Origin of the sequence: Paenibacillus helianthi (assembly GCF_001909055.1) — a bacterium.
GTDB lineage: Bacteria > Bacillota > Bacilli > Paenibacillales > Paenibacillaceae > Paenibacillus_AQ > Paenibacillus_AQ helianthi.
In genome coordinates this window covers 629,782-653,276 of record NZ_LVWI01000001.1, presented here as the reverse complement: position 1 = coordinate 653,276, position 23,495 = coordinate 629,782, and the positions used below count along the sequence as shown (strand labels likewise).

24 protein-coding genes, 1 tRNA gene and 2 pseudogenes are annotated in these 23,495 nt (G+C 49.7%); 17 read left to right on the top strand and 10 right to left on the bottom strand.

Features of this window, described 5'->3' with window-relative positions:
• Together A3844_RS02900 and A3844_RS32645 are read right to left on the bottom strand one after the other, a co-directional pair.
• Window positions 1-187, bottom strand: a pseudogene (locus A3844_RS02900) (IS110 family transposase); the annotation flags it as partial.
• 167 nt (window positions 188-354) lie between these two features.
• Complete coding sequence (locus tag A3844_RS32645; protein ID WP_167374620.1) at window positions 355-1,185, bottom strand: hypothetical protein; 831 nt, start codon at window positions 1,183-1,185, stop codon at window positions 355-357.
• A gap of 159 nt (window positions 1,186-1,344) precedes the next feature.
• Between A3844_RS32645 and A3844_RS02890 the strand changes: the two are divergent.
• Window positions 1,345-1,763 (top strand): annotated as a pseudogene (locus A3844_RS02890) (YhjD family protein).
• Window positions 1,764-1,876: 113 nt separating this feature from the next.
• A complete protein-coding gene (locus A3844_RS02885) occupies window positions 1,877-2,413 on the top strand; it encodes a hypothetical protein (RefSeq protein ID WP_074106534.1) in 537 nt (178 codons plus the stop codon).
• 154 nt (window positions 2,414-2,567) lie between these two features.
• On the opposite strand, the gene A3844_RS02880 is transcribed toward A3844_RS02885, so the two are convergent.
• Together A3844_RS02880 and A3844_RS02875 are read right to left on the bottom strand one after the other, a co-directional pair.
• Window positions 2,568-2,849, bottom strand: coding sequence for a hypothetical protein (locus A3844_RS02880; RefSeq protein ID WP_167374619.1), 282 nt, complete (start codon window positions 2,847-2,849; stop codon window positions 2,568-2,570).
• A gap of 152 nt (window positions 2,850-3,001) precedes the next feature.
• Window positions 3,002-3,073: transfer RNA gene (locus tag A3844_RS02875), tRNA-Val, on the bottom strand.
• 275 nt (window positions 3,074-3,348) lie between these two features.
• On the opposite strand from A3844_RS02875, the gene A3844_RS02870 reads away from it, so the two are divergent.
• The 4 genes from A3844_RS02870 (at window position 3,349) to A3844_RS02855 (ending at window position 5,584) form a co-directional block, all read left to right on the top strand.
• Window positions 3,349-4,428 (top strand): site-2 protease family protein, encoded by a 1,080-nt coding sequence (locus tag A3844_RS02870; protein ID WP_074106532.1) that lies wholly within the window; start codon window positions 3,349-3,351, stop codon window positions 4,426-4,428.
• Between the two features lie 67 nt (window positions 4,429-4,495).
• A complete protein-coding gene (locus A3844_RS02865; RefSeq protein WP_074106531.1) occupies window positions 4,496-4,711 on the top strand; it encodes a hypothetical protein in 216 nt (71 codons plus the stop codon).
• A gap of 103 nt (window positions 4,712-4,814) precedes the next feature.
• Window positions 4,815-5,258: a GNAT family N-acetyltransferase gene (locus A3844_RS02860; RefSeq protein ID WP_074088683.1), complete on the top strand. Its 444-nt coding sequence runs from the start codon at window positions 4,815-4,817 to the stop codon at window positions 5,256-5,258.
• Between the two features lie 92 nt (window positions 5,259-5,350).
• Window positions 5,351-5,584, top strand: coding sequence for a DUF3892 domain-containing protein (locus A3844_RS02855; protein ID WP_074101646.1), 234 nt, complete (start codon window positions 5,351-5,353; stop codon window positions 5,582-5,584).
• A 76-nt stretch (window positions 5,585-5,660) separates the two neighbouring features.
• On the opposite strand, the gene A3844_RS02850 is transcribed toward A3844_RS02855, so the two are convergent.
• Complete coding sequence (locus tag A3844_RS02850) at window positions 5,661-6,398, bottom strand: MBL fold metallo-hydrolase (protein WP_074106530.1); 738 nt, start codon at window positions 6,396-6,398, stop codon at window positions 5,661-5,663.
• A 154-nt stretch (window positions 6,399-6,552) separates the two neighbouring features.
• Between A3844_RS02850 and A3844_RS02845 the strand changes: the two genes are divergently transcribed.
• Both A3844_RS02845 and A3844_RS02840 read left to right on the top strand, forming a co-directional pair.
• Entirely contained in the window at window positions 6,553-7,104 is a 552-nt protein-coding gene (locus tag A3844_RS02845) for a flagellar hook assembly protein FlgD (RefSeq protein ID WP_074088543.1), read from the top strand.
• A 91-nt stretch (window positions 7,105-7,195) separates the two neighbouring features.
• Complete coding sequence (locus A3844_RS02840; protein ID WP_019911532.1) at window positions 7,196-7,519, top strand: DUF1292 domain-containing protein; 324 nt, start codon at window positions 7,196-7,198, stop codon at window positions 7,517-7,519.
• Between the two features lie 119 nt (window positions 7,520-7,638).
• Here the strand turns inward: A3844_RS02840 and A3844_RS02835 are convergent, their stop codons facing one another.
• Window positions 7,639-9,114, bottom strand: coding sequence for an aminotransferase class I/II-fold pyridoxal phosphate-dependent enzyme (locus tag A3844_RS02835; protein ID WP_074088544.1), 1,476 nt, complete (start codon window positions 9,112-9,114; stop codon window positions 7,639-7,641).
• 91 nt (window positions 9,115-9,205) lie between these two features.
• Between A3844_RS02835 and A3844_RS02830 the strand changes: the two genes are divergently transcribed.
• Window positions 9,206-10,495 (top strand): MFS transporter, encoded by a 1,290-nt coding sequence (locus A3844_RS02830; protein WP_074088545.1) that lies wholly within the window; start codon window positions 9,206-9,208, stop codon window positions 10,493-10,495.
• Window positions 10,496-10,626: 131 nt separating this feature from the next.
• On the opposite strand, the gene A3844_RS02825 is transcribed toward A3844_RS02830, so the two are convergent.
• The gene (locus A3844_RS02825) at window positions 10,627-11,250 is read right to left on the bottom strand and encodes a YktB family protein (protein WP_074106529.1); all 624 of its coding nucleotides are present in this window, start codon (window positions 11,248-11,250) and stop codon (window positions 10,627-10,629) included.
• Between the two features lie 308 nt (window positions 11,251-11,558).
• On the opposite strand from A3844_RS02825, the gene A3844_RS02820 reads away from it, so the two are divergent.
• Window positions 11,559-12,155, top strand: coding sequence for a hypothetical protein (locus A3844_RS02820; protein WP_074088547.1), 597 nt, complete (start codon window positions 11,559-11,561; stop codon window positions 12,153-12,155).
• A gap of 56 nt (window positions 12,156-12,211) precedes the next feature.
• On the opposite strand, the gene map is transcribed toward A3844_RS02820, so the two are convergent.
• Both map and A3844_RS02810 read right to left on the bottom strand, forming a co-directional pair.
• Window positions 12,212-12,958 (bottom strand): type I methionyl aminopeptidase, encoded by a 747-nt coding sequence (map, locus tag A3844_RS02815; RefSeq protein ID WP_074106528.1) that lies wholly within the window; start codon window positions 12,956-12,958, stop codon window positions 12,212-12,214.
• A 27-nt stretch (window positions 12,959-12,985) separates the two neighbouring features.
• On the bottom strand, window positions 12,986-13,768 hold the full coding sequence (locus tag A3844_RS02810) for a TetR/AcrR family transcriptional regulator (protein ID WP_074106527.1): 783 nt from the start codon (window positions 13,766-13,768) through the stop codon (window positions 12,986-12,988).
• 515 nt (window positions 13,769-14,283) lie between these two features.
• Between A3844_RS02810 and gndA the strand changes: the two genes are divergently transcribed.
• Together gndA and A3844_RS02800 are read left to right on the top strand one after the other, a co-directional pair.
• Window positions 14,284-15,696: an NADP-dependent phosphogluconate dehydrogenase gene (gene gndA / locus A3844_RS02805; protein ID WP_074101650.1), complete on the top strand. Its 1,413-nt coding sequence runs from the start codon at window positions 14,284-14,286 to the stop codon at window positions 15,694-15,696.
• Window positions 15,697-15,885: 189 nt separating this feature from the next.
• Window positions 15,886-16,398, top strand: a complete 513-nt coding sequence (locus A3844_RS02800; RefSeq protein WP_074106526.1) for a shikimate kinase — start codon at window positions 15,886-15,888, stop codon at window positions 16,396-16,398.
• A gap of 25 nt (window positions 16,399-16,423) precedes the next feature.
• Here the strand turns inward: A3844_RS02800 and A3844_RS02795 are convergent, their stop codons facing one another.
• The gene (locus A3844_RS02795) at window positions 16,424-16,732 is read right to left on the bottom strand and encodes a rhodanese-like domain-containing protein (protein WP_074088552.1); all 309 of its coding nucleotides are present in this window, start codon (window positions 16,730-16,732) and stop codon (window positions 16,424-16,426) included.
• A gap of 114 nt (window positions 16,733-16,846) precedes the next feature.
• Here A3844_RS02795 and aroA point away from each other — a divergent pair, with 114 nt between their 5' ends.
• From aroA to ptsP, 5 genes are all read left to right on the top strand, one after another.
• On the top strand, window positions 16,847-18,139 hold the full coding sequence (aroA, locus tag A3844_RS02790; protein ID WP_074101652.1) for a 3-phosphoshikimate 1-carboxyvinyltransferase: 1,293 nt from the start codon (window positions 16,847-16,849) through the stop codon (window positions 18,137-18,139).
• 28 nt (window positions 18,140-18,167) lie between these two features.
• On the top strand, window positions 18,168-18,719 hold the full coding sequence (locus tag A3844_RS02785; RefSeq protein WP_074106525.1) for a GNAT family N-acetyltransferase: 552 nt from the start codon (window positions 18,168-18,170) through the stop codon (window positions 18,717-18,719).
• A gap of 128 nt (window positions 18,720-18,847) precedes the next feature.
• The gene (locus tag A3844_RS02780) at window positions 18,848-19,282 is read left to right on the top strand and encodes a CoA-binding protein (RefSeq protein WP_074088555.1); all 435 of its coding nucleotides are present in this window, start codon (window positions 18,848-18,850) and stop codon (window positions 19,280-19,282) included.
• A 412-nt stretch (window positions 19,283-19,694) separates the two neighbouring features.
• Window positions 19,695-21,581 carry a glucose PTS transporter subunit IIA gene (locus A3844_RS02775; protein WP_074106524.1) on the top strand — a complete coding sequence of 629 codons (1,887 nt, stop codon included), beginning with the start codon at window positions 19,695-19,697 and terminating at the stop codon, window positions 21,579-21,581.
• A complete protein-coding gene (gene ptsP / locus A3844_RS02770; protein ID WP_074088557.1) occupies window positions 21,578-23,344 on the top strand; it encodes a phosphoenolpyruvate--protein phosphotransferase in 1,767 nt (588 codons plus the stop codon). Before A3844_RS02775 ends, ptsP begins: the two co-directional genes overlap by 4 nt.
• Window positions 23,345-23,495: the final 151 nt, after the last annotated feature.

Below are 23,495 nucleotides of genomic sequence, written 5' to 3'. Positions count from 1 at the left end.
ACTGTACCAGTTGCTCCAGACCTGTTCGTGTATTGGAGAATACACAATCTTTCCCCAGTTCAATTCCCCGAAAGTCAATGGCTCGGGCCACATGGGTTTCCTTAGCGATGTCTGCCCCTACGACAAGGGTCTTGTCGGAAATTCTCATAATCCGTTGATTCTGTTTCTTCGATTGTTTATACTTCATGTTGAGTGCCTCCTGCGCTGGAATTTGTTCTCTGGACGGAACGTTTCCCAGTATACAGCTGGCGCTTTTTTCATTCAAACCTCAAATTAATTCATTACAGGAATGGCTCCTCTATTCAATTATAGCGTTTGGCTATAGAGGAAAGAGGGGGTAAGTGTTGGGAAGGATTATTCGCCTGCTGTGTACTCACTTACTTCATAGGTAAGGATTTTATCAAAGACAACATAATCTTTACGCTTTTTGAAGGGACCTTTATTGTTTGTGTGCTTGTCAATTGCATACATGCCAGGGCCTCTACCGGCATCTCGAGCATCATACCAGGTCAAGAATGCATCAACTTCAGCAATAGGAAGATCATATTCTTTTTCTGTTCCGTTAACTAATGTAATTGTAAGGATAGCTCGATCGTCGATTGGTTGTTCGGGCGTTGTAGTTGGCGTTGGCTTCGGAGTAGCTGAAGCTAATGGAGTTGCAGTAGGTGTTGCTGATGGCGTTGTTGTCGCTGACGGTGTTGGAGTTGCTGTTGGTATTGGTGATGCAGATGGAGTTGGAGTTGGAGGCGTAGTAGCAGTTGGTGAAGGAGTAGGGGGAGTTGAAGGTTCTGGTGGTGTTGTCGGTGTCGGAGGACTCAATGTATAATCATCTGGTTTAAAAGAATACAAAGTAGTACCAGAACCATTTAATTGTTCGGCTATATACATATTTAGAATTTTACTATCTGAAGGCATTTCTAATTCAATATAGTTAACTACTTCTTGTCTAGTATCAGTGTAATTAAAAGTTTTATGGACGTTACCGCTAATTTTTTGGTTTGTGCCATCAGTAAAATAAATCGTTCCCGTAAACTCTCCTTTATCCAACCATACTACCATTGAACGCCCTGGATTTGTTGCCATAGATTTAAAGTAAAGAGTATTAGTTACAGCGGCGAACGCCCCTGTAACAGGCAGTGATGCAAAAATAAGCAAAAAAACTATAAGTAACTTTATTTTTTTCATTTGTTACACTCCTCATTATGTATTATAGATATCGACCTTACAAAACTTAACAAGGATTGTCTAAACATATATGTATATATCTGCAATAAAGTGAGTGAACACAGTGAAATTCTTTTTTATCCCAATCAAAGGATACCTTACTCATTGTATAAAGAACGTATGTTTGGTTGTAATACAAACAAACGTTCTTGTATGGGGGCTTGCTGGATGAGTAACATAACAATTGAGGAGCGGACCACGCTCCGCGATTACATACTACTGCAGTATATGGAGCAGATGGTGCGAAATAGTTTAGCTGATATAGAGCATTCTAAAAATATCCTCAAGCGACTTTATTTGATGGCCGGAAATGCTGTGTTGGAGTGGATCAAGCAGGACCAGTACCGGATGCGGCGAGAGCTTAAACAATCCAATATCAAAATCCTTGGCACGAGCAGACTGATTTTGTTATCTACCATAATATTAATTGCAGGGGGTATACTGAGCGTTTTGGAATGACCCGGGATGTGCTGCGCGCGGAGATAAGTATACAATTGACAAAGTATACTTCTGAGCTGGGGGCAATACTGAAAATATAAAAAACAAATTCTCAAGCGTTTGGGATTATGAAAGCCCTGCCGGTCACCGGTCAGGGCTTTTTTCTTTTATCGGCTCATGGTAAACTTTAGAAAAACTGTCGAGGGGGATAATAATGAGCCGCAGGGTACTTGCATTATTGTTTCTGATTTTGTTGACTGCTTGTGGAGCGTCAAAAAGTGGAATTAGCACTGATGATCTTGGTATAGTAAAGGTGGATAATGATAAGGAAATTGTACGTTATGGTATGAGTCGCGCGAATGTCGAAAAGGTTCTTGGAGAAAGCGAAGAAAGCAAATTAAAGAATATGGTGTTTTATGAAAACGGTGTCGCTGTTATCTACAGAGATAACTCCGTTGTAGCTATCTTAATAGGAGAGGAATCCAAAGGCATATATAAGACGACACAAGGTGCCGAAATTAATATGAACAAAGAAGATATAAAAAATATTTATGGTAATGACAATGCCATAGAAAAAACTAAAAATTTGGATTACATTTATGATTCAGTCGAAAAAAAATATTTAACAGATATGCCCGTTGAACCAGAAGATAGAACAAAGATTTATCACGTTTCGGTTATGTTCAATGATAACGGAGAAGTAGAGAAAATATCTGTTTTAGATAACAATGCGGCCGTGCTTGCCAAATAAAGAAATGGCCAAGATGTACAAAGGACATTATATATAAAGGCCAGCCATGCACGGCCAACTCGTAGCGGGTTCCCACGACTCACTCTCCAAAATAGGGGAGTGAGTTTCGGCTGGTTCCCATCCAGCCATCGTCAGGCGGACAGTTCAATTGCCATTATTGGCTATTTGCTTCGATGCGAAGCGCTTCTTTAACCGCGTTTTGCAGAAGCAAAGAATAATTCAATCCTGCCGCATCACCCGCGTCACGCATCCATTTTGGAATTGAACAATTCTTAGTTACTGACTTATTAGCGGCCGCGTCCTTATACGGCGGCAGGAACACATCAACGAAGACAATACGGTCTGTAGAGTCTTCAAGCTCAATATGATCTGGAAGGGAAGGCACGGGGAACGCCTCTCCTTTTTCCTCCAACTCCAGAAGACGAAAGGCAAGCAATTCCTTCGCGCGCCAGATGCCATCTGCTAAATCCTTCGGGATAATCGCAGTTCCAGGGAAGTTTTTTCTAACGAATTCAGAGTGCGGTGGTAACAGGAAGCAAAAAGAAAAAACTCCTTATAAAATAAGGAGTTTTGAAGAGTGATGCAGTATAGGACGGATGGGGTTCGAACCCATGACCCCTACCCTGTCAAGATAGTGCTCTCCCGCTGAGCTACCGTCCTGCAACGAAATTTATAATACCACAGGATGTAAGGTGAAGGCAATATTTTTTTCGGGAACGGTTCTCCGGATTAGAGAGGAGCTATGGAATGCCCATGATGCGGTGCCGGTTTCTTCTATTAATAGAGTCTGAATTCCGTTCCCTTCCGCAGCTTGATTGATGGTAATCGGTTGCTGGAGGTTTTTTTTGTCTCGTTCTCCTGCTCCCTCCGGAATAGTGGAATCACTGCCGTCAACATGATAATCTTGAATCAAACGAAGAAAAGGAGCAAAGAATTTGCCAGAGCCCAATGAACAAAAGAATAAAACTTCCGCCGGACTAAAATGGCTGGGAGGCGGGGCAGCCATGCTGCTCCTGAAAGGAAAGGCGATACTGTCACTTTTAAAGCTGGGGAAAATCGCCGGTCCGCTGATATCCATGATGGTTTCCGTAGGGGCCTATGCACTGATCTATCCTTGGCAATTCGCCATCGGATTTGTCCTGCTGCTGTTTGTTCATGAGCTCGGACACGTAATCGCCGCCAAGAGGATTGGTCTGCCGGTGAGTGCTCCGTTGTTCATCCCTTTTCTGGGAGCTTTAATTACCATGAAAAAACAGCCGCTTGATGCGAAAATGGAGGCTTATGTAGCTTTTGGCGGTCCGCTTTTGGGCAGCGCAGGAGCGGCAGTTGTTTTTGCATTCGCCTATTATTATCACAGTCCGCTGTTGTATTCGCTGGCCTATATCGGATTTCTCCTCAACCTTCTGAATTTGCTGCCGATCCATCCGCTGGATGGAGGGCGTATTGCGACTGCGGTCACGCGCTGGCTCTGGCTGGTAGGGCTGATTGGCGGTTTGGGTGTGATTCTGTACCTGAAGTCGATCCTGTTCCTGATTATCTGGGTGCTGTTTGCCTATGATTTGTACAAGAAATATATCAGCCGGCGCAAGAACAGTCAGGTGAGAACGGTTGTGTTCAGATTCCTGATTCCTGTAGAGCATTTGCGGGAACAAGGGTATCTGATTCCGGGGCCCGAACACAAAAGGGACTTGCCGTTTACTACCTACAGTGATCTGGAGCGCCAGCAATATCTCGGCATCCGTTACGAAAGCCTGGATTATTACGGAACCGCCAGACTTCCTGTACAGTGCATCATTGAGAAGGTCAAACTGACCGGACTTGACCAGGTGACGGCAGAGAACGGACTGCACTTGAATGCACAATGTGAGGTCCAATATACGGTATTTGAGAACGATAAATATTATGAGGTGCCGGCTAGCTCGCGCTGGAAATTCGGTGCAGCCTATTTTGCACTTGCAGGATGTATCGGCTTCCTGATGTACCTGGTGCATGTAGTGGGAAATGTAAATCTGTGATCCCCCGTTTAGCAGCACTCCAAACCGTCAAAGCTGTAAAAAGCTAAAGGATAGGAGGAGTATGCTTATGAGCAGAAGATTACTGGTGAGAGCCGCAGTCTGTTTGCTTGTGCTTATGGGAATGGCGGGATGTGCGGTTCGGGATGAGGCGCCCGGAGTGGTGGAGCTCCACCGGATGTCTGACCTGGAAGGGCCGCTTAACCCGGCCGACAACAGGCTGTCCCCGGTACTAGAGGATGTATATAGCCGTTCAATCCCGGAAAATGTCTATTCCACGCAATAGCGGCGTCTGGAGGGCCTGCTTTCTTGCTCTGTACAGAGAAATGGAATTTCTGTATAATGGGTCAACTATCATTTTGACCTATGGAGAGGAGACCCAAAAGACAATGGCAGCAGAAATTGTACATGTAACTACAGATGAACAACTCCAAATGGGGCTGGATATCCGTAAAAAGGTATTTGTGGAAGAACAGAAGGTTCCAGTGGAAGAGGAACTTGATGAATATGATGTAGTGGGGGACAACGCCCATCATATGCTTCTTGTGGATGAGGGGATTCCGGTAGCAACTGGAAGACTGATCTATTATAAAGCCGGAGCGGCCAAAATGCAGCGGATAGCCGTCCATAAAGCTTATCGCAGCAAGGGGTACGGAAGGGTTCTTTTACTGGCGCTGGAAGAGCTGGCCCGGGAGATCGGTCTTGAAGCCTCCATTCTGGACGCCCAGTGCCACGCAGAAGAGTTTTACAAGAAGCTGGGTTACAAGGTAATTTCCCAGGAGCCTTTCTATGATGCCGGTATCCTGCATGTGCGGATGGAAAAGGCGCTGTAAACGGGCAAGTGGGTACATATTATGTTGCTTCGGAGGACACGCTAAGGGGAGTCTGACCATGGACAATCCAAATGCGAAGGAGCAGATTCCAAATGAGCAGTACACGCGAACGGTTTATTGCGGCTCAGCGTAACGGTGACGGAGATTTGACCAGCTTCCAGACCTCTTCAGGGCGGGTGCTGGATTATCAGCAGGCGTTGCAGGAGGTCCAGGCAGGCGCTATTGCCGGAGTGAATGTGTTCAAAGGTAAAGATGGCGAGATGTATATCCGCGGGGATGCGGACGGCGATCCCACCAATAATCTGGATCGGCTTCCGCAGTTTTAAGGCGGTATAGATAGGAAAGGCCGGACAGGCGTACATTGACGCTGCTGTCCGGCCTTTTTTTGTATGTCAAACTTTATTAAAGACTATAGATCCTGTGCTGTTCCAAAAACTCCATTTCTCCCGTCAGGCCTTCAAAACCCGGTTTCTCATCGCTGTAATGCATCAGCAGAATGAGTTTCCGTACTTCCTCCGGCAAGGACATCAGCTCTTTGAGGGTAGTGTGGACCTGCCCATGTCCGCGAAGCTGGCAATCATGAAGAATTCTTGCGATCCCGCGCTCACGGACAAGGCTGAGCAGAAGCTCAGGCTGAAAGGTCAGATCCGCACTGTAAAAAACCTTCTCATTCAGCAGTAGTGAATAGCTGTCCCTTCCGGGGATATGCGGTGTGCGGATCAGCTCCACGGTTAGTGAGGGCGCCAAAGGATAGGAGATACCCGCTTCCAGCGGTTTGATATCAAAAACATCGGACAGGAACCGGTTACCCTCCTCATGAAGTTTATGAAGCAAAGGGTGCTGCCATAACGGTTCTATCAGGGTCTCTGCTAGCAGCAGTGTCATTTTGCCGCCGTGTGGTTCCCGGTTGATGGTATGGGCCAGATTTTCCAATCCGCCGATATGATCGCCATGAATATGAGTGATCAGTGTTTCGTTCACCTCATGGAAAGATTTCCCTAGTGCCTTCATAGCCTTGGGTGCGGTCACTCCACAGTCGATCAGCAGTGTATATCCGTTAACCTGAAGCAACGCGTTGTTATTATAGTATTTTGTGGAAAAGGCATCCCCTGTGCCCAGCATTTGCAAGTCAATTGTCATGGTGAAAAACCCTCCTGGAATTCATGGCCGAATCTATTTATTCTATCGTATCATTCTTCACAAAAGGAATGAAATAATTCCCTGTCATTCCGCAACTTGTCGCAATTTTTACAGTATACATTAACAGCATGAATTACTTGGAGGGTCTCTAGTGATGAGATGGAAAAAAATAGCGCTGTGTATGGTTGTGTTTTCCTTAATGGGCGGTTCATTATTATTTGCAGATGCCGTTAATCAGAAGATCAGAGTATGGAGCAACGGCAAGGAAATATCGGATGGCGGTTACTTGATTGACGGCAAAGCCTACATTCCCGCCAGAGAAGCAGGGGGTATTGTCAGCTGGGATGGTTCTGGTAAACTGAGCATCCTGAGACCCAATGTGCATATTGTTCTGTTTAAAGGTGATAATGTTTTTGGCAATGTGAATGTAGGCAAGCTAAAGATCAAGGTGCTGACCCAGGTAGACAGTCTGACCGAGGATGTTGCGGCGGTAAAGGTTGCGATCACGGACCCGTCGGGCAACGTGAAGGATATCCAGTCCCAGGAACTGGGGGGCTCGAAGAAAGAGGACTTCTGGTTTCCGACTTCGGAGTTCACCTATGATTTCAAGGATTCCGGAAAATACCGGGTTGGCTTCTATATCAAACCTTCCAAAGGTACGGATTATGTACTTGTGTCAGAGAAAGTAATCACTGCGCTGGATTGATCAATTCAGAGCACCCTCAAATTGACCTTTGCTTATCTTACGTGTTACGATACCAAATGTAGGATAATTCAATTCAAAGTGAGGTATTACAATGAGCGATCACAAACATGAGCATGGCCATGAACATGGTGAAGCATGCGGTTGCGGACATGATCACGACCATGAGCACGAGGAGTTTGTGCTGACCTTGACGAACGAGCAGGGCGAAGATGTGGAAATGGTGCTGGTGGAAACGTTCGACGTAGGCGAGAAGTTATATGCACTGCTGCTGGAACGCGAAAACCCTGAGGCAGACGGCATCATTCTGCGCATGGAAGAAGAAGATGAAGAAATGGTGCTTTACAACATTGAAGATGAAGCTGAATGGAAAGCTGTTGAAGAAGCTTACAACGAGCTGCTTGCCCAGCAAGAATAGATTTCATGAAGCAAAGTGGGCCTCTCGATATTGGACAAGACCTGCGAGGCTTGCATACAAAAACCCGATACTGAAGAAGTATCGGGTTTTTGTATGTTGAATGTATGAAGGGGAGGCGATCAGGAGATCGGGTCCGCCTCCACGATGACTTTGACGTTCGTGATACTGCGGTCCTCCGGACCTTTGACCGGCAGCCCGATTTCCACATGATCGATGATGTAATCGATGTTATCCTGGGTAATTACTTCACCTGGGAGCAGAATCGGAATCCCCGGAGGATATACGTAAATGAATTCTGCGATGATGTAGCCAGCGGATTCACGGAAAGGAACCAGCTGGGTATCGGCATAGAATGCATCCCGCGGAATCAGTGCCAGTTGCGGAATTTCCGGCACCTGCACCTTGAGCTCATAGATTTCACCTTTGCTGTAATGAATGGCGGAGAGTACTTTCAGTGCGGCAATGAGCTTATCTACCGATTCCTGGGTATCTCCTGGCGTAATCAGGCAAAGAATGTTATACATGTCGCTAAGCTCAACTTCAATGTTGTATTTCTGGCGCAGCCAGTTCTCCGTTTCGTAACCGGTGATGCCGAGGTGGCGCACATGGATGTTCAGCTTGGTCGGGTCAATATTGAACGTTGCTTCCGTACCCAGAATTTCTTTGCCGAAGCTGTAGAGGCCTTCAATGCTGTTAATGGTATCACGGGCATAGTTCGATAGGGCAATGGTTCTTGCAGCCATCTCGTGGCCGTTCAGGGCCAAATTACGTCTGGAGGTATCCAGGGATGCCAGCAGGATGTATGAAGTTGAAGTTGTAGTCAGCATGCTGAGAATGGTTTGAACCCGCTGCGGGTTGACCAGGCCGGTCTTGGCATTCAGGTTGAGCACCGAGCTCTGTGTCATGGAGCCGCCAAGCTTGTGTACACTGGTGGCTGCCATATCCGCTCCGGCCTGCATGGCCGATACCGGGAGATCCTCATGAAAATGAATCAATACTCCATGTGCCTCGTCCACCAGTACGGGAACGCCGTAACTGTGGGCCAGGTCGACAATCGAACGCAAATCGGCACAAACGCCAAAATATGTTGGATTGATAACAAGTACACCCTTGGCATCGGGATGGCGCCTTAAGGCCTTCTCGAGTGCGCTGGTGGTAATACCGTGGTCTATCCCAAGATTCTCATCCTGTACAGGAGAGACAAAAACAGGCTTGGCTCCGGAGAAAATAATCGCTGACATCACGGATTTGTGAATGTTGCGCGGTACAATAATTTTGTCTCCTTCCGAGCAGACAGAGAGGATCATAGTCATGATGGCATTGCTCGTGCCTTGTACGCTAAAATAGGTATAGTCGGCGCCGAAAGCCTCCGCAGCCAGTTTTTGAGCTTCAAGAATTACGCCGGTAGGCTGATGAAGATCATCAAGCGGTGCGATGTTGATCAAATCTATGGATAGAGCGTTATCGCCGATAAACTCACGGAATTCGGCATCGGTTCCTAGCCCCTTCTTATGCCCGGGAATATGAAATTGAACTGGATTTCCGGCGGCATGCTTTTTGAGAGCGGTGAAGAGGGGAGTTACATGTTGATCCATTTAATGCTGTCACAACCTTTCGTGAAGAGTAATTTTTTCAAGCAAGCATCAGTATAACAAATCAATCACCATAATACTAGGATGTGATGGAATGTCTGGCAAAGTAGCTGAACGTATGCATATCAATTTAGCCTCTCCGTTCATTATGGAGATGTGGGTAATTATTTTTCTGGTGGAATTTGTAAAAGGATCACTACTGGTAGCCCTTCTGCCGGTTTATATGGAGAATATCCTTGGACTTTCAGTAACAGTCGTTGGCTTCTCGTTTGCAATGCAATACCTGGGAGACAATCTGTTCCGCAGCCCGTCGGGCTGGGTCATGGAACGCATTGGATACCGCTGGACGATGACAGGGGCTCTGCTGCTGATTCTGGTGGCGGTTGGACTAATCATTTATGCCAAAGATGCACTATGGTTATCGGTTGCCTGTCTGATTCTGGGCATTGGCACCTCACCGCTCTGGCCTTGTACCATGACTGGTATTACCGAGCTGGCCGGTTCGACGAAAAGCGGAAGCAGCGGGGCGGCCATGGGTGCTGTGGAGATGGCCTCACTAGCTGGAACCGGGATCGGCCCCATCACAGTCAACTTTCTGATGGATCATGGCGGACAGAGCTACCGGGCCGTATTTCTGGTGCTTATGGGCTGTGCCGCAGCTGTCGCGGCCGTTGCACTGCTGCTGCCGTCAAGGATAGGAAGTCATGCGCCTCATGCGGTTGTGCGGGATCGGGGAGAAGAGGGAGCGGCGGTCGTGGGCAGACGGATGAAACCGCTGGAAAGTTTGAAGCGGACATGGCATCAGGTCAGAACCTCGCTGAAGGTCAGCCGCTTGTTGTTTCCTGCACTCTTTCTGCAGGCCTTTGCGATAGGCCTCATGACCCCTGTGGTCACCCTGTTTGCCCGTTCCGAGCTGCATGTGACGCCGAACCAATTCAGCCTGCTGCTGATTGCAGGGGGCGGCATTACCGTACTGGCACTGATTCCGGCCGGCAAACTGGTGGACCGGATCGGAACAACCATTTTCCTGAACATCGGATTTCTGCTCGCCGCGGGCTCGCTGGCCTTTTTTTCACAGGTGCGCTGGCTGCCGCTCGCCTTCTGTGCAGTAGCGCTTGTAGGTATCAGCTATGCCTTGATTCTCCCGGCCTGGAATGCTTTTTTGGCCAAGCAGGTACCTAAGGGTGAGAGAGGAACCGTATGGGGACTGTTCCTGACGCTGCAGGGCTCCGGTATGGTGGCTGGTCCTGTGATCTCAGGGAAACTCTGGGATTCAGTGGGGCACAGCGCTCCCTTTCTGGCCAGTGCTTTTGTTATGGTGCTGCTGTTCGGGCTGCATCTGCTTATTGTCCATAGAACCGGGCGGAAGACCTGGACAAGCTAGATGTGATTAAAGATAGTATTTAAAAACTGCAAAAGCCGCTGGCCACCGGAGGATTCCGGAAGCAGCGGCTTTTTTGCCGTCTAGAAGCGGGCAGAACAGGCACTAAGCAGAGAATGACAACGCACGGAAATTTAGAAGGACATGCGGTAGAGCGGAAGCAAAGTCTCGAAAGTCTGCCGGACTACGGTGAGAAGCTTACCGCCATCGGATAACAGCGGGTCCTCTCTATCGATGCGAAGTCCGCACGTGACCTCGGCTTTCTTAACCTCCTTAAGCTTGCGCGAGAGCTCGGTGAATGCGGGCTTACCCATGCCGGCATGCGGTATTCCCTTTGAATCCAAATGATCTGTGGACCAGAAATACCCGCCTGGAAGCTCTGATTGGATGTCGTCCATGTTCCGGAGCAGCGCCTCAGCAAAAGTCACTTTATTAGTGCTTTCATAAATGATGGCAAAAACAATAAAGAGATGACTCTGAAACATGCCAACCTGAAAATGCGGCAGCGCCTTGTATCCCCTTTTATTCGGACCCCATGCCACCCAGGTATCATTCGGCGCATGAACGGTCCGGCGGGCATGTTTGGCTACATGCGGGAACATTTCCTCCCCCGTAAGTGAGGATAATAGAGGGGCGACTTCATCGCCCAGCTCGTTCAGCTTAGGCCGGACTCTTGCGATCAGCGCATTCATGCGCGGCTCCAGACCGTCAATCTGAAATACATCAAAATCATCAGTGGTAAATCCTTGAAATGGCATTGCAGCGTCTCCTCGTATGAATAATGGTGAGATATCATAAAACAGCAGATTAAAGTCTGCATAGCCCTCTGTACTTGCATTACAGATAAGTTATTTGGAGCAAAACTGAAGTAAAGCGTTTGGAAAAGGTAGAAAGCGGGTAAAAATAGTCAATAAACCAAGTTACCGCTACATAAAATGAAGTATAAAATAAGAGCAAGACGAACGCAAAGTTTTATAAAGCAGGTTGAGGTCCGGCAGTCGGTTCTGCTCTAAGTTAAGCTAATGAAGCTGGCTTTGCTGTAACAAAGCAGTTAGGGGGGAGTGCCGTGAACAAAAACGACGAAGTCGAGTATTGCAATCTGGAGCTGCGCTTTGACAGACAGCATCTCCAGGATCTGATCAAGGACTTGATTAAGGAAGGCTATTCCCTTTATTGGAGCGAGAATGAAACGGTTTTTCTTATCTCGGTGCGCACCGGCCGCAAGCTTGTGAAGCTGCGTTTCCAGCGGATTAAGGAAGGCTTCAAACTGGTGGGAGATTATATGATCCGTGATGCGCGCCTGTCTGAGTGGATGGAGAAGCTGATTGGTGATATGCGGGGGCATGCCGTCGTTAAGCGGTTTCGCGACCGCCAGATCATTATTGAAAATATTTTGTTCGGCGAAGTGATCCGGCTGGTGGAAATCTCCGGCTACCAGCAGCGTGTGCTCTACCAGAAAGGCCCGCTGCTCTCTGATCAGGAGCTGACAAAGCTGTTCTTCTCTGTGGATGGGGAAGAGCGGATCCGCGACCGCAGGCTAGAGGTGGATGAGGTTCTGGACCAGCTCCACAAGGCCATTCAGGCCAAGGATACGGAACGGATAGCAGCATGCAAAGCCAGGCTTCTGGTATTGACAAGGGAACTGAATATGCTTGAATGGTGATACAGCCGAAATTCAGGTTAGGCCAGGGCATCCCGCTTATGGGGTGTCTTGTTTACTTACTGGGCAGTTAAAATCAGCGGTCCGTCCGGCGTGATAGCGATCGTATGCTCATATTGCGCTGACAACTTGCCGTCGGCCGTTCTTGCCGTCCATTCATCGTCGTCAATCGTGATATGGAACGTACCTTCGTTGATCATCGGTTCAATCGTAAACACCATGCCTTCCTTTAACCGAATGCCTTTGCCGGCTACGCCGATATGCTCGTAGCTCGGCTCCTCGTGCAGACTCCGCCCGATCCCGTGCGCCAGCAGATCGCGTACGACTGAGAACCCGTTCGCTTCCGCATGCTGTTGAATCGCCGACGTTATGTCGCCGAGCCGGCCCCCGGGGAGTGCCCGGGCGATCCCCAGCTCCAGACATTCCTTTGCCACCTTCATTAATTTTTGCGCCTCCGGCCGGATATTGCCCACCGCATAGCAGTAGCACGAATCGCCGAACCATCCGCCATATTCCACGACAATGTCGAGCTTCAGTAAATCGCCGTCCATAAGCACCCGGTTCGAAGGAATACCGTGGGCCACCACATCGTTGACCGAAATGCAGGTTTCGGCGGGGAAGCCATTGTACCCTTTGGTAAACTGCTTACCGCCCAGCTTGGTGATATGCCCTGCAACAAAGTCATTGATTTCCCGGGTGGTGATCCCAGGCTGGATCAGTTTGGTTACCTCGCGGTAGCAGTCCGCGATGATTTGGCTCGCCGGCTTCATTTCTTCGATTTCCCTGGGTGATTTTAAAATAATCATCTTGTATTTGTTCGCTCCTTTTCCATTTTACAATTTTAAAAACAGGACGATATCCCTGGCCTCCTCATGCAGCTTTCCGCGGCGAAGCGAAAGCGAGGCGCAGCCGACCAAGGCGGCCAGCAGCATTTCCGCGCGTTGTAGCCGATACGGCAGCTCCGCCGTGTCTCCTCCGGGAGCGACAGCCCCATCCGCCGCACGCCCGGATTCCAGCAGCTTGGCCAGCGGCGCGAGCACCTCCCGGCGGAAAGCGGCCGAGAGCAGGGCCGAGCGTGCTTCAGGCAGCGAGGCAAAGCCCTCACCGGCCAGCTTATGCAGCAGGTACAGGGCGTGGTCCTCCGCCCAAAGCTGCAGCAGCCGGACGCTGGCAGCGGCGACGGGGCCAAGCTCTGCGGCAGCGGCCGTTTCGGGGTTTCGGCTTCGGGAATCCGCCGCAGCCGAGTTTTCCGTGTCCACCGCAGCAGCTAAGCCCAAATGCCCGCCCGCCGGCGTTTCCAACGAAGCCGAAGCGCGCGTGACCTCCAGCGGAACCTTTAGTGGAGCCTCTAACGGGGGCTTCAGCGGAGCCTCTAACGCGGCCTCCAGCCATCCCCCGGACCGCTCCAACGCGTCCCATAGCAGATCGTGGAGCAAATCGCCCTTATTGCTGTAATAATGGTACACCGTGCCATAGCCGAGTCCCGCCTGCGCGGCCACATCGCGGATTTCCAGTAAAAGCCCTTTATTCAAAAAGACATCGGCAGCCGCTTTACGGATTTGCGCCAGACGCCGCAGCCGGATATCTTCGTTTTGTTCCTTCGTGCGTGGAGTCATCTCGTCCGTTCACCTCTTTTATTATTGACCTGCTCTTATGTCAATATAAAACATCGGCTTAAGAATAACAAGAGTTAGCTGGAGGATTTCCGGCTCAACCTGGAAGTGGTGCTTGATCAACGGATTTGCCTCGAATGAGCGAACTGTTTGGTTACATTGCTGCGCTAATGGTCAAAGCGCTTAATCAGCCCCATTAACGGAGGTTTCTTTACTAACGGTTGTATGCGCATTTATTTGGCGTCGCTCACAACCATTAGATTTTTATCCCGCTTTCACGCACCCGCATACTCCTTTGGGCAAGGACCGGTTTCGGTTTTGAACAGGGGTTCACTTCTGGCGGCAAAAACGTTAAAATACTCGTTGTGAGCAATTTCCACGATTTACGCAGGAATTTGTCAATGAAATTGATCGTTTTCAAGCAGGCTGAACTTTGCTGTCTCTGATAAAGGATGGTATTCTAATACTGCGAGAAATGGATTTCACAAAAATATAAGATGCAAAGGGTGGAGAACCAGATGGCAAAACAACAAATCGGTGTGATTGGCTTGGCAGTAATGGGTAAAAACTTGGCTCTTAACATCGAGAGCAGAGGCTTCACAGTATCGGTATATAACCGTTCCCCGGAGAAGACTCATGACCTTATCAGCGAAGCGGAAGGCAAAAACCTTGTAGGAACTTTTTCCATCGGGGAATTTGTTGAATCGCTGGAAGTGCCGCGTAAAATTCTAATCATGGTTCAGGCCGGTAAAGCAACCGATGCTACAATCGAGCAGCTTTTGCCACATCTGGATCAGGGCGATATCATCATCGACGGGGGCAACGCCTATTTCCCTGATACGGTTCGCCGCAATAAGGAATTGGAGGAAAAAGGCTTCCGCTTCATCGGTACAGGTGTTTCCGGCGGTGAAGAAGGCGCACTCAAAGGACCTTCCATTATGCCTGGCGGTCAAGAAAGCGCCTATAAGCTGGTTGAACCTATTCTTACGGCAATCTCGGCCAAAGTGGACGGAGAGCCTTGCTGTACATATATTGGACCTGACGGTGCCGGACACTATGTGAAAATGGTGCATAACGGTATCGAATACGGCGACATGCAGCTGATTGGCGAAGCCTACCATTTGCTGAAGGATGTTCTTGGACTGGATGCCAAAGAACTTCACAGCATCTTCGCGGACTGGAACAACGGTGAGCTGGACAGCTATCTGATCGAGATTACCAAGGACATTTTTGCAGTATATGATGAAGAAACCGGCAAGCCGATGGTGGATGTAATCCTCGATGCTGCCGGTCAAAAAGGGACAGGCAAATGGACAAGCCAAAGCTCACTGGATCTCGGCGTGCCGCTGTCCATGATTACCGAATCCGTATTCTCACGGTTCCTGTCTGCTATGAAGGAAGAACGTGTTGCAGCGAGCAAAGTGCTGAGCGGCCCGGCAACCGAGCCATTCCAGGGCGACAAAGCCGAGTTCATTGAGAATGTCCGCAAAGCTTTGTTCGCCAGCAAAATTGTATCCTATGCTCAAGGGTTTGCACAGCTTCGTGTAGCTTCCGAGGAATATAACTGGGATCTGAAGTACGGCAGCCTGGCCAAAATCTGGCGCGGCGGCTGCATTATCCGCTCCCGCTTCCTCCAGAACATCACCGATGCCTACGAGAACAATCCGGAGCTTAAGAACCTGCTTCTTGATCCGTTCTTCAAGGACATCATGGACTCCTACCAGTCCGCATGGCGGAAAGTAGTATCCGCTGCAGTAATGCAAGGTGTTCCGGTTCCAGGCTTCTCCAGTGCCCTGGCTTACTATGACAGCTACCGTACAGAACGCCTGCCTGCGAATCTGCTTCAGGCACAGCGCGACTATTTCGGTGCTCATACCTTCAAACGTGTGGATAAGGAAGGCGTCTTCCACCACAACTGGTTGTCTGAATAAATTCAGGTTTAAGCTACAGACAGCGGCCCGAATGGCTACTCGCGTGAATGCGGGGGCTTTCGGGCCTTTTTTTGCGGAAGTGGTCTCTATTTGATGATCGCGAAGCCGTTTCTGCTCAGAGATTTAGCGTTTGTGCAATGTTTTCACCCTGTGTTATGATATGACAAATGTCGCGGTTGGAGGGTCGTTATGAATTACGCCAATAAAAATATCATTCTGGTCGGGATGATGGCCACGGGGAAGTCGACGGTGGGCGCACTGCTTGCTGAGGAGCTGGGCTATGAGCTGGTTGACCTGGATCATGTGATCATACAGAATGAAGGACGGAGTATTGCCGAACTCTTCGCTGAAGGCGGGGAGGAATATTTCCGCAAGATCGAATCGGCTGTGCTGAAGGAAATGCTGGAAGGGGAAAGCCGTATTATCTCCACAGGCGGCGGCGCCGTGCTGGCTCCGGGGAATGCGGAAATCATGCTGCAAAAAGGACTTGTGGTCGCGCTGACAGCTACTGAGGAAGAGATTATCGCCCGTGTCAGCGGGGATGAGAACCGGCCGCTGCTCGCCGGCAATGCACAGGAACGGGTACGTGCGATTCTGGAACAGCGCAGGGATGCTTACCGTTTCGCACATTGCACGGTCGATACAACGAAGCGGAGTGTGGCAGAAGTGTCGGAGTATATTTTAATGCACTACCGCGGTTGAGCTTTTAAGCGTATGTGTGATAGACTTAGGCATCCGCAGTTTCATTCCAGTCAATCATTCCGCCGCTGAGGTTGGATGTCTTGAAGCCGAACTGCTGCAAGTATTCGCAGACACGCTGACTGCGCGCGCCAGAGCGGCAAATGAAGATGAGCTCCGCTTCCTTAGGCAGCTCGTCCGTATGCTGCGGAATCTCACCCATTGGAATGTGCTGTGCTCCGGGAATCATCCCGAAAGCGACTTCGTCGTCTTCACGGACGTCTATCAGTACAAGGTCTTCACCTGACTCCAGACGCTGCCGCAATTGTCCTGCTGTGATTTGGGGAATCTCATTCATGGTTGTGACCTCTTTTCATTAGAAGAATGCCTTCATGATAACACAATTGCGGATTACCCTGTCAAACCGAGCAATACATAATATATATTCTATACAATAAGGAGAGCTTAGATCATGGATGTTATTGTTAGGCCTACACCCACCCTGCAAGGGGAATTTGGAGCCCTGTCTTCCAAAAATTACACTACACGCTACCTGCTGGTCGCCGCATTATCGGAAGGAGTCAGCACAATCTATCACCCGGCACACAGCGAAGACAGTGATGCGATCCGCAGATGCATTGCCGATCTGGGAGCTGTGCTTACGGAGGATGAGGAGAAAATCGTCATTCAGGGCTTTGGCCGCCATCCCCGCGATGTGAAGGAACTGAACGTGGGCAATGCCGGTGCGGTGCTGCGGTTTTTGATGGCTGTGGCTGCCCTCAGTCCTGAGGTCACCTTTGTGAATACGTATCCCGATTCCTTGGGCAAACGGCCGCATGACGATCTGATTACTGCGCTTGGCCAGCTAGGTGTAGAGGTAGAACATAATAACGGCAGATTACCGATCACGATTCGCGGTGGCAAACCGGCGGGTGGACGGATCACAGTATCAGGTGCGGTCAGCTCGCAGTATTTAAGCGCCTTGCTGTTCCTGACCCCGCTGCTTGAAGAAGACAGCGAAATTATTGTGCTGGATGACTTGAAGTCTAAAGTGGTAGTAGGACAGACGCTGGAGGTTCTGGAACAGGCAGGGATTGTCGTTCACGCTGCTGAGGACTATATGTCATTTAAGGTGCCGGGCGGCCAGGCCTATGAAGCCAAATCCTATACAGTACAGGGGGATTATCCTGGATCGGCAGCTGTCCTTGCAGCGGCGGCAGTCACGAAATCGGATGTGAAAATCCACCGGCTTGCCGAACAGAGCAAGCAAGGGGAGAGAGCGATTGTTGATGTACTGCGCATGATGGAAGTACCGCTTACCCATGAGAATGGTACGGTGCATGTACAGGGCAACGGTATTCTAAAGGCTGTGGAATTTGATGGTGATGCGGCAACGGATGCGGTCCTCGCGATGGTGGCAGCTGCCGTTTTTGCTGAAGGAACCTCACGTTTCTATAATGTAGAGAATCTGAGATACAAGGAATGCGACCGCATTACTGACTATCTGGCTGAACTTACCCGTGCCGGAGCAAGTGTAGAGGAGCGGCGGGATGAGATCATTGTCCACGGTAAGCCTGAGGGCGTTGAGGGCGGTGTGACAATCAATGCACACTATGATCACCGGGTGATCATGGCGCTGACCGTAGTTGGCCTCCGCGCCCGCCAGCCCCTGCGGATCAAAGATGCTCACCATGTTGCCAAATCATATCCGCAGTACTTCGACCATCTGCGGTCGCTTGGAGCAAATGTGGAGTGGGTAGAATAGAGATAATTGAACAGAGGTGTTCATAACTATGACTGAAGTTAGTCAATTAAGCATAAATCCGCTTACTCAGGATAATATACAGTCGGTACTTCAGCTTTTTAAAGATTCGATCTCGGATGCCTTTGAACAAGAAGGACTGGGACATTTGCCAGAGGATATTCAACATGAAGTTGAAAAAAAGAAATTAATGGTTGAAGCTTCTCTGGACTCCAAACATTCAGAGCCCTATTTCCTCGTTGCCCAACTAGATGGGGCTGTCGTCGGCACGATTTCATTTGCATCCTGTGGTGAGGATATTCAATCATGTACTGGAAATCAGCTTGATGATGTTGGCGAGCTCGGGAGTTTATACATTTTGCCAAGGTATCAAGGGCAAGGTATAGGTTCAGCCCTGATTAAGGAATTGATGGCATATCTGCGCAAACAAGGAATGGATCAGTTTTGCCTCGACAGCGGCTACAGACGTGCACAGACAAGATGGCTGCAGAAATTTGGAGAACCCTTCATAACGGTTAAGGATTATTGGGGCCCTGATTCTGTTCACATGGTTTGGTTGTGCAAAGTCAGCGATTTTAGCTGAAACTGATAATTTGGATCTTCTTTCGCTGCGTTGTATGATGTAATAGTAAATGACTACGTGCCGGGTGGAAAAAGCATCCATGTAGCTTAGGCTATTAACGGCACGATAAACGGAAAGGGGAAATAGACATGAGCTTTGAGAACCCAAGCCGGGAGCAGATTGGAGAAATCCTTGCTGCCGCGGGCAATATAGCTGTAGTCGGGCTCTCCGACAAAACAGACCGCACCTCTTATATGGTGGCAGGTGCCATGCAGAGCCGGGGCTATCGCATTATTCCGGTCAATCCATCGGTGGATGGTGAGATTCTGGGCGAGAAATGCTATCATACGCTGGCGGAAATCCCTGAGCCTGTGGACATTGTCAATGTGTTTCGCCGCAGTGAATACTGCGCTGACGTAGCCCGGGAAGCCGCTGGCATTGGCGCGCGTGTCCTCTGGCTTCAGCAGGGCATTGTCAGCCAGGAGGCTGCCGACATCGCAGCTGAGCACGATATGATTGCGATCATGGACCGCTGCATTAAGGTTGAGGAAGCGATCACGATGAAAGGCCGCAGCCGGTTGTAAGTGCTTAAGGTGAAGCCAATCTGCGGGACCCCTGAACTTAAGGGTTCTTCCTTCCTCACGGTTGCGCTGGGTTCGGCTAATGTGAATCCGCTGGATCATTTTCACCAGAACCGTCGTTATTTCAGGCGGTATTGTTATACTTAATGAAGACGAGGAACGTCCTTTGCTCCATTTCACTTTGGAGCGGGACGTTCTTTTTTATTTTTTCCGGGGAAGGAGCCAACGAAGGGGCATAATATTCTCAGAATCAAACCGCTTTTCATCACTCTGATTAATCAAGTACATTAGGTGCACCGGCACCAGTCTTCCACATGAAATTCCTCACTTTCCCGGTAACTTTGCGCTCATAATCTTTTGACAAAAGCTGCTGTAGCGCTTACCATTCAATATAGAATGAAAGGAGAGGGTCACCTTGAATTGGCTCGGATCTTTGCAGCAGTTGGGCAGAGCCATTATGCTTCCTACCATGGTGCTTCCGGCGGCGGCTATTCTGCTGAGTCTGGGCAGCTTGCCGTGGTCTGCATGGGGACTTTCTTCGGTATCCGAAGTGACTACTTACGCGGGGCAGGGGATATTTTATTTCATGCCTTATTTGTTTGCTGTCGGTGTGGCGTGGGGGTTGTCCAATCAGGCCGGACCGGCGGGGATGGCGGCACTCGCGGGGATGTTCACTTATGACCGGATTGTTTCCAACATGGGATACGGGGCTGTACAGCCTGCAACACTAATCGGAATTATCCTCGGAATTGTTGCCGGTGTGGCGCATAACCGGTTCAAAAATATCAAGCTGCCGGAGGCGATCCAGTTTTTTGGAGGATCGCGTTTTGTTTTGCTGTTCATGGGACTGTTCTCCGCGCTGTTCGCCTGGGTGATGCTTGGACTGTCACCGGTGCTGCAGCATGGCCTTGATATTATGTTCCGGGATATTCAGATGACCGGCGGATACGGAGTCTTCGTCTACGGGGTTCTTTACAGGGTGCTTACGGCATTTGGACTGCATCATATTTTGAATAATCTGTTCTGGTTTCAGCTGGGAACCTATGCTACACCTGACGGCAGCGCGGTCGTGCAGGGGGATTTGCCGCGTTTTTTTGCCGGAGATCCTACAGCGGGTATATTTATGGCCGGTCTGTTTCCGATTATGATGTTCGCGCTGCCGGCAATTGCGTTTGCCATTATTCAGGAAGCGCGTGAGGATTTGAAGCCCAAAATCAAGAAGACGTTTTTGCGCGCCGCTTTGGTCTGCTTTTTGACCGGAGTATCGGAGCAGATCGAGTTTGCTTTCTTGTTTGCTTCTCCTTATTTGTTCGCACTTCATGTGGTCATGTCCGGCCTGGCGATGGTGCTGACCTATGCGCTCGGCATTCATCATGGCTTCTCCTATTCTGCAGGGGCCATTGACTTCTTCCTTAATCTGCATTTATCACAGCGAGCCTGGCTGCTCATTCCGATTGGGATCGGCTACGGCATTGTCTACTATAATGTGTTCCGCTGGGCAATCCGGCGCTTTCAGATTCCGACTCCTGGACGTGAGGAAGGCTCGGAGCTTGGCGACTGGGCGGGTAACATCCCTTACCAGGCACCATTGATCCTTGAAGCGCTGGGCGGGAAGGAAAACATCGTTCAGGTGCAAGCCTGTATCACAAGGCTAAGATTAACGGTACACAATGACAGAAATGTAGATACGGGGGCGCTGAAGGGCCTGGGTTCAGCAGGTATTATCAAGCTGGGCGGCGGAAATGTTCAGGTCGTATTCGGGACCTATTCGGAGCTGATCCGTGAAGAGATCAACAAGCTTCTGCTCCGTGATTTGCCTCAAGTGCTGTTCAGTTCGCCGATTCAGGGCCGGATGATGCCGATTGAAGAGGTGCCTGACCATATTTTTGCCGCGAAGCTGGTTGGAGACGGGGTGGCCTTTTTCCCGGAAAAGGGAGAGCTCGTCTCGCCGGTCTTCGGCAAGGTCATGCACGTATATCCAACCATGCATGCAGTAGGCATTTCTACACCAGAGGGGCTGGAGGTGCTTATGCATATAGGGATCGATACTTCACAGCTAAAAGGGCCGTTTGAGGCGCTCGTGAAGGAAGGGGACAGTGTGGAGCCAGGGCAGCTGCTGGTCAAATTTGACCTGACCTTTTTACGTGACCATGCAGCCTCATTAGCTACCCCGATGGTCATCACCAACCCGGACCGTGTAAAATCCTGGAGCTATGCTCCATTTAAAAATGTTAAAAAAGGACAGTCTTCTGTGATGTCCGTAGTTTTACATGAAAGCAATGTTGGAGGGATTGAAGCATGATACAAGGCATAGGCGCCGCAGCAGGTGTAGCCATCGGGAAGGCCTTTGTCTTGCCGAACTGGGAATGGAGCCTGCCGGACACACAGGTGAACCCTGTAGATCTGGCGAAGGAATTTGAACGTCTATACGAAGGCATCCGTACCTCTAAAGATGAGATTGAGTTTATCAAAAGAGAATTCCGTGAGGTTGTCGGGCCGGAGGAATCCAGCATTTTCGACGCCCATCTGGCGATTCTGGATGATCCGGTATTCATGAGTGAAATCCGCGGTATTATCGAGCGTCAGTACAAGGCGGCCGAAGTGGCAGTCAAGGAAGCAATTGACCACTTTGTCGCCATGTTTGATCTGCTGGACGATGAATATATGAAGGAACGGGCTGTCGATATCAAGGATGTCGGCAACCGTCTGCTGAAGCATCTCCTGGGAGCGCCGGAGGTCACACTGCCATCAGATACACAGCCTTATATTCTGGTGGCCAAGGAGCTCTCACCTTCTCAGCTGGCCCATTTGAATCCTACCTATGTGCTTGGCATCGTAACCATGATGGGGGGTAAAACCTCACATTCGTCCATTATGGCCCGGGCCCTCGGTATTCCGCTGGTAGCAGGGCTGGAGAACAAGATCCTGACTCCGATTCAGACCGGCGATATGCTGGTCATGGACGGTGAAGCCGGAGTCGTTCAGCTCTACCCGGATGAACAGACCGTGGAGGATTATGCATCCAGACGTGCGAAGCAGCAGCGCAAAAAAGAGCAGCTGGAACTGCTCGCTACCGTGGAGGCCGTGACCAAAGATGGCGTTCCGCTGCGATTGGCCGGCAATATCAGCTCCGTGAAGGAGCTGGATATGGCGCTCAAATACGGGGCGCAGGGTGTCGGACTGTTCCGGACCGAATTTTTGTATATGGACCGTACTTCTTTCCCGACGGAAGAGGAGCAGTTCGAAGTCTATAAGCTGGTTGCTGAAAAAGTAGGAAGCGAAACGGTGGTCATCCGCACACTGGATATTGGGGGAGACAAGCATCTGGATTATTTTCAGCTTCCCGAGGAGCAGAATCCATTTCTTGGCTACCGGGCAATCCGCATCAGTCTGGACCGTAAGGACATGTTCAAAACCCAGATAACAGCTATACTGCGGGCCAGTCATTACGGGAATATGAAAATGATGTTCCCGATGATTTCTTCCATTGAGGAAGTACAGGCTGCCAAAGCGGTCTTGAACGAGGTCAAGGAAGAACTCGATCAACTTGGCGTTCCGTATAACCGCAACATGCCTGTAGGCATTATGATTGAGGTTCCGGCAGCGGTGATGATTGCAGATCTTCTGGCAGAAGAGGTTGACTTCTTCAGTATCGGCACGAACGATCTGGTGCAGTATGTATTGGCGGTAGATCGGATGAATGAACAGATTGCCCATATGTATCATCCATACCATCCCGCAGTACTGCGGATGATCCGGATGACCGTGGAAGCAGCGCAGAGTGTGGGCATCGAAATTAGTGTATGCGGTGAAATGGCTGCAGATGAACGGTCTTTGCCACTCTGGCTGGAGCTGGGAATCAGCAACCTCAGCATGTCGCCTCAAGCGTTGCTGAAGGTGAAGCACCGCGCCTTGAACACGCTGGCTTCTGAAGCCAGAGAAACGGCCAAGTTCTGTTTCAAGCACCGGACCAGCACACAGACAGAGGAGCTGCTGACAGCCTTTGCTGGACGGAGCGGGGTTCCGCTTGGGACAGGTGCCGACTCGAAAGAAAAAACCTCTTGAGTATTCAAGGGAACCCATAGTGACAGTGAGCAGAATCCGGCGGGTCCGCCGGATTTTTTGCAAGTATTAGCTTCCTGTAATCCGATAAAAGAACAAGTTTCCCTCTCTATCCGCAAATAGCCGCATAAGCATAATAAGAGCCCTGACCTTC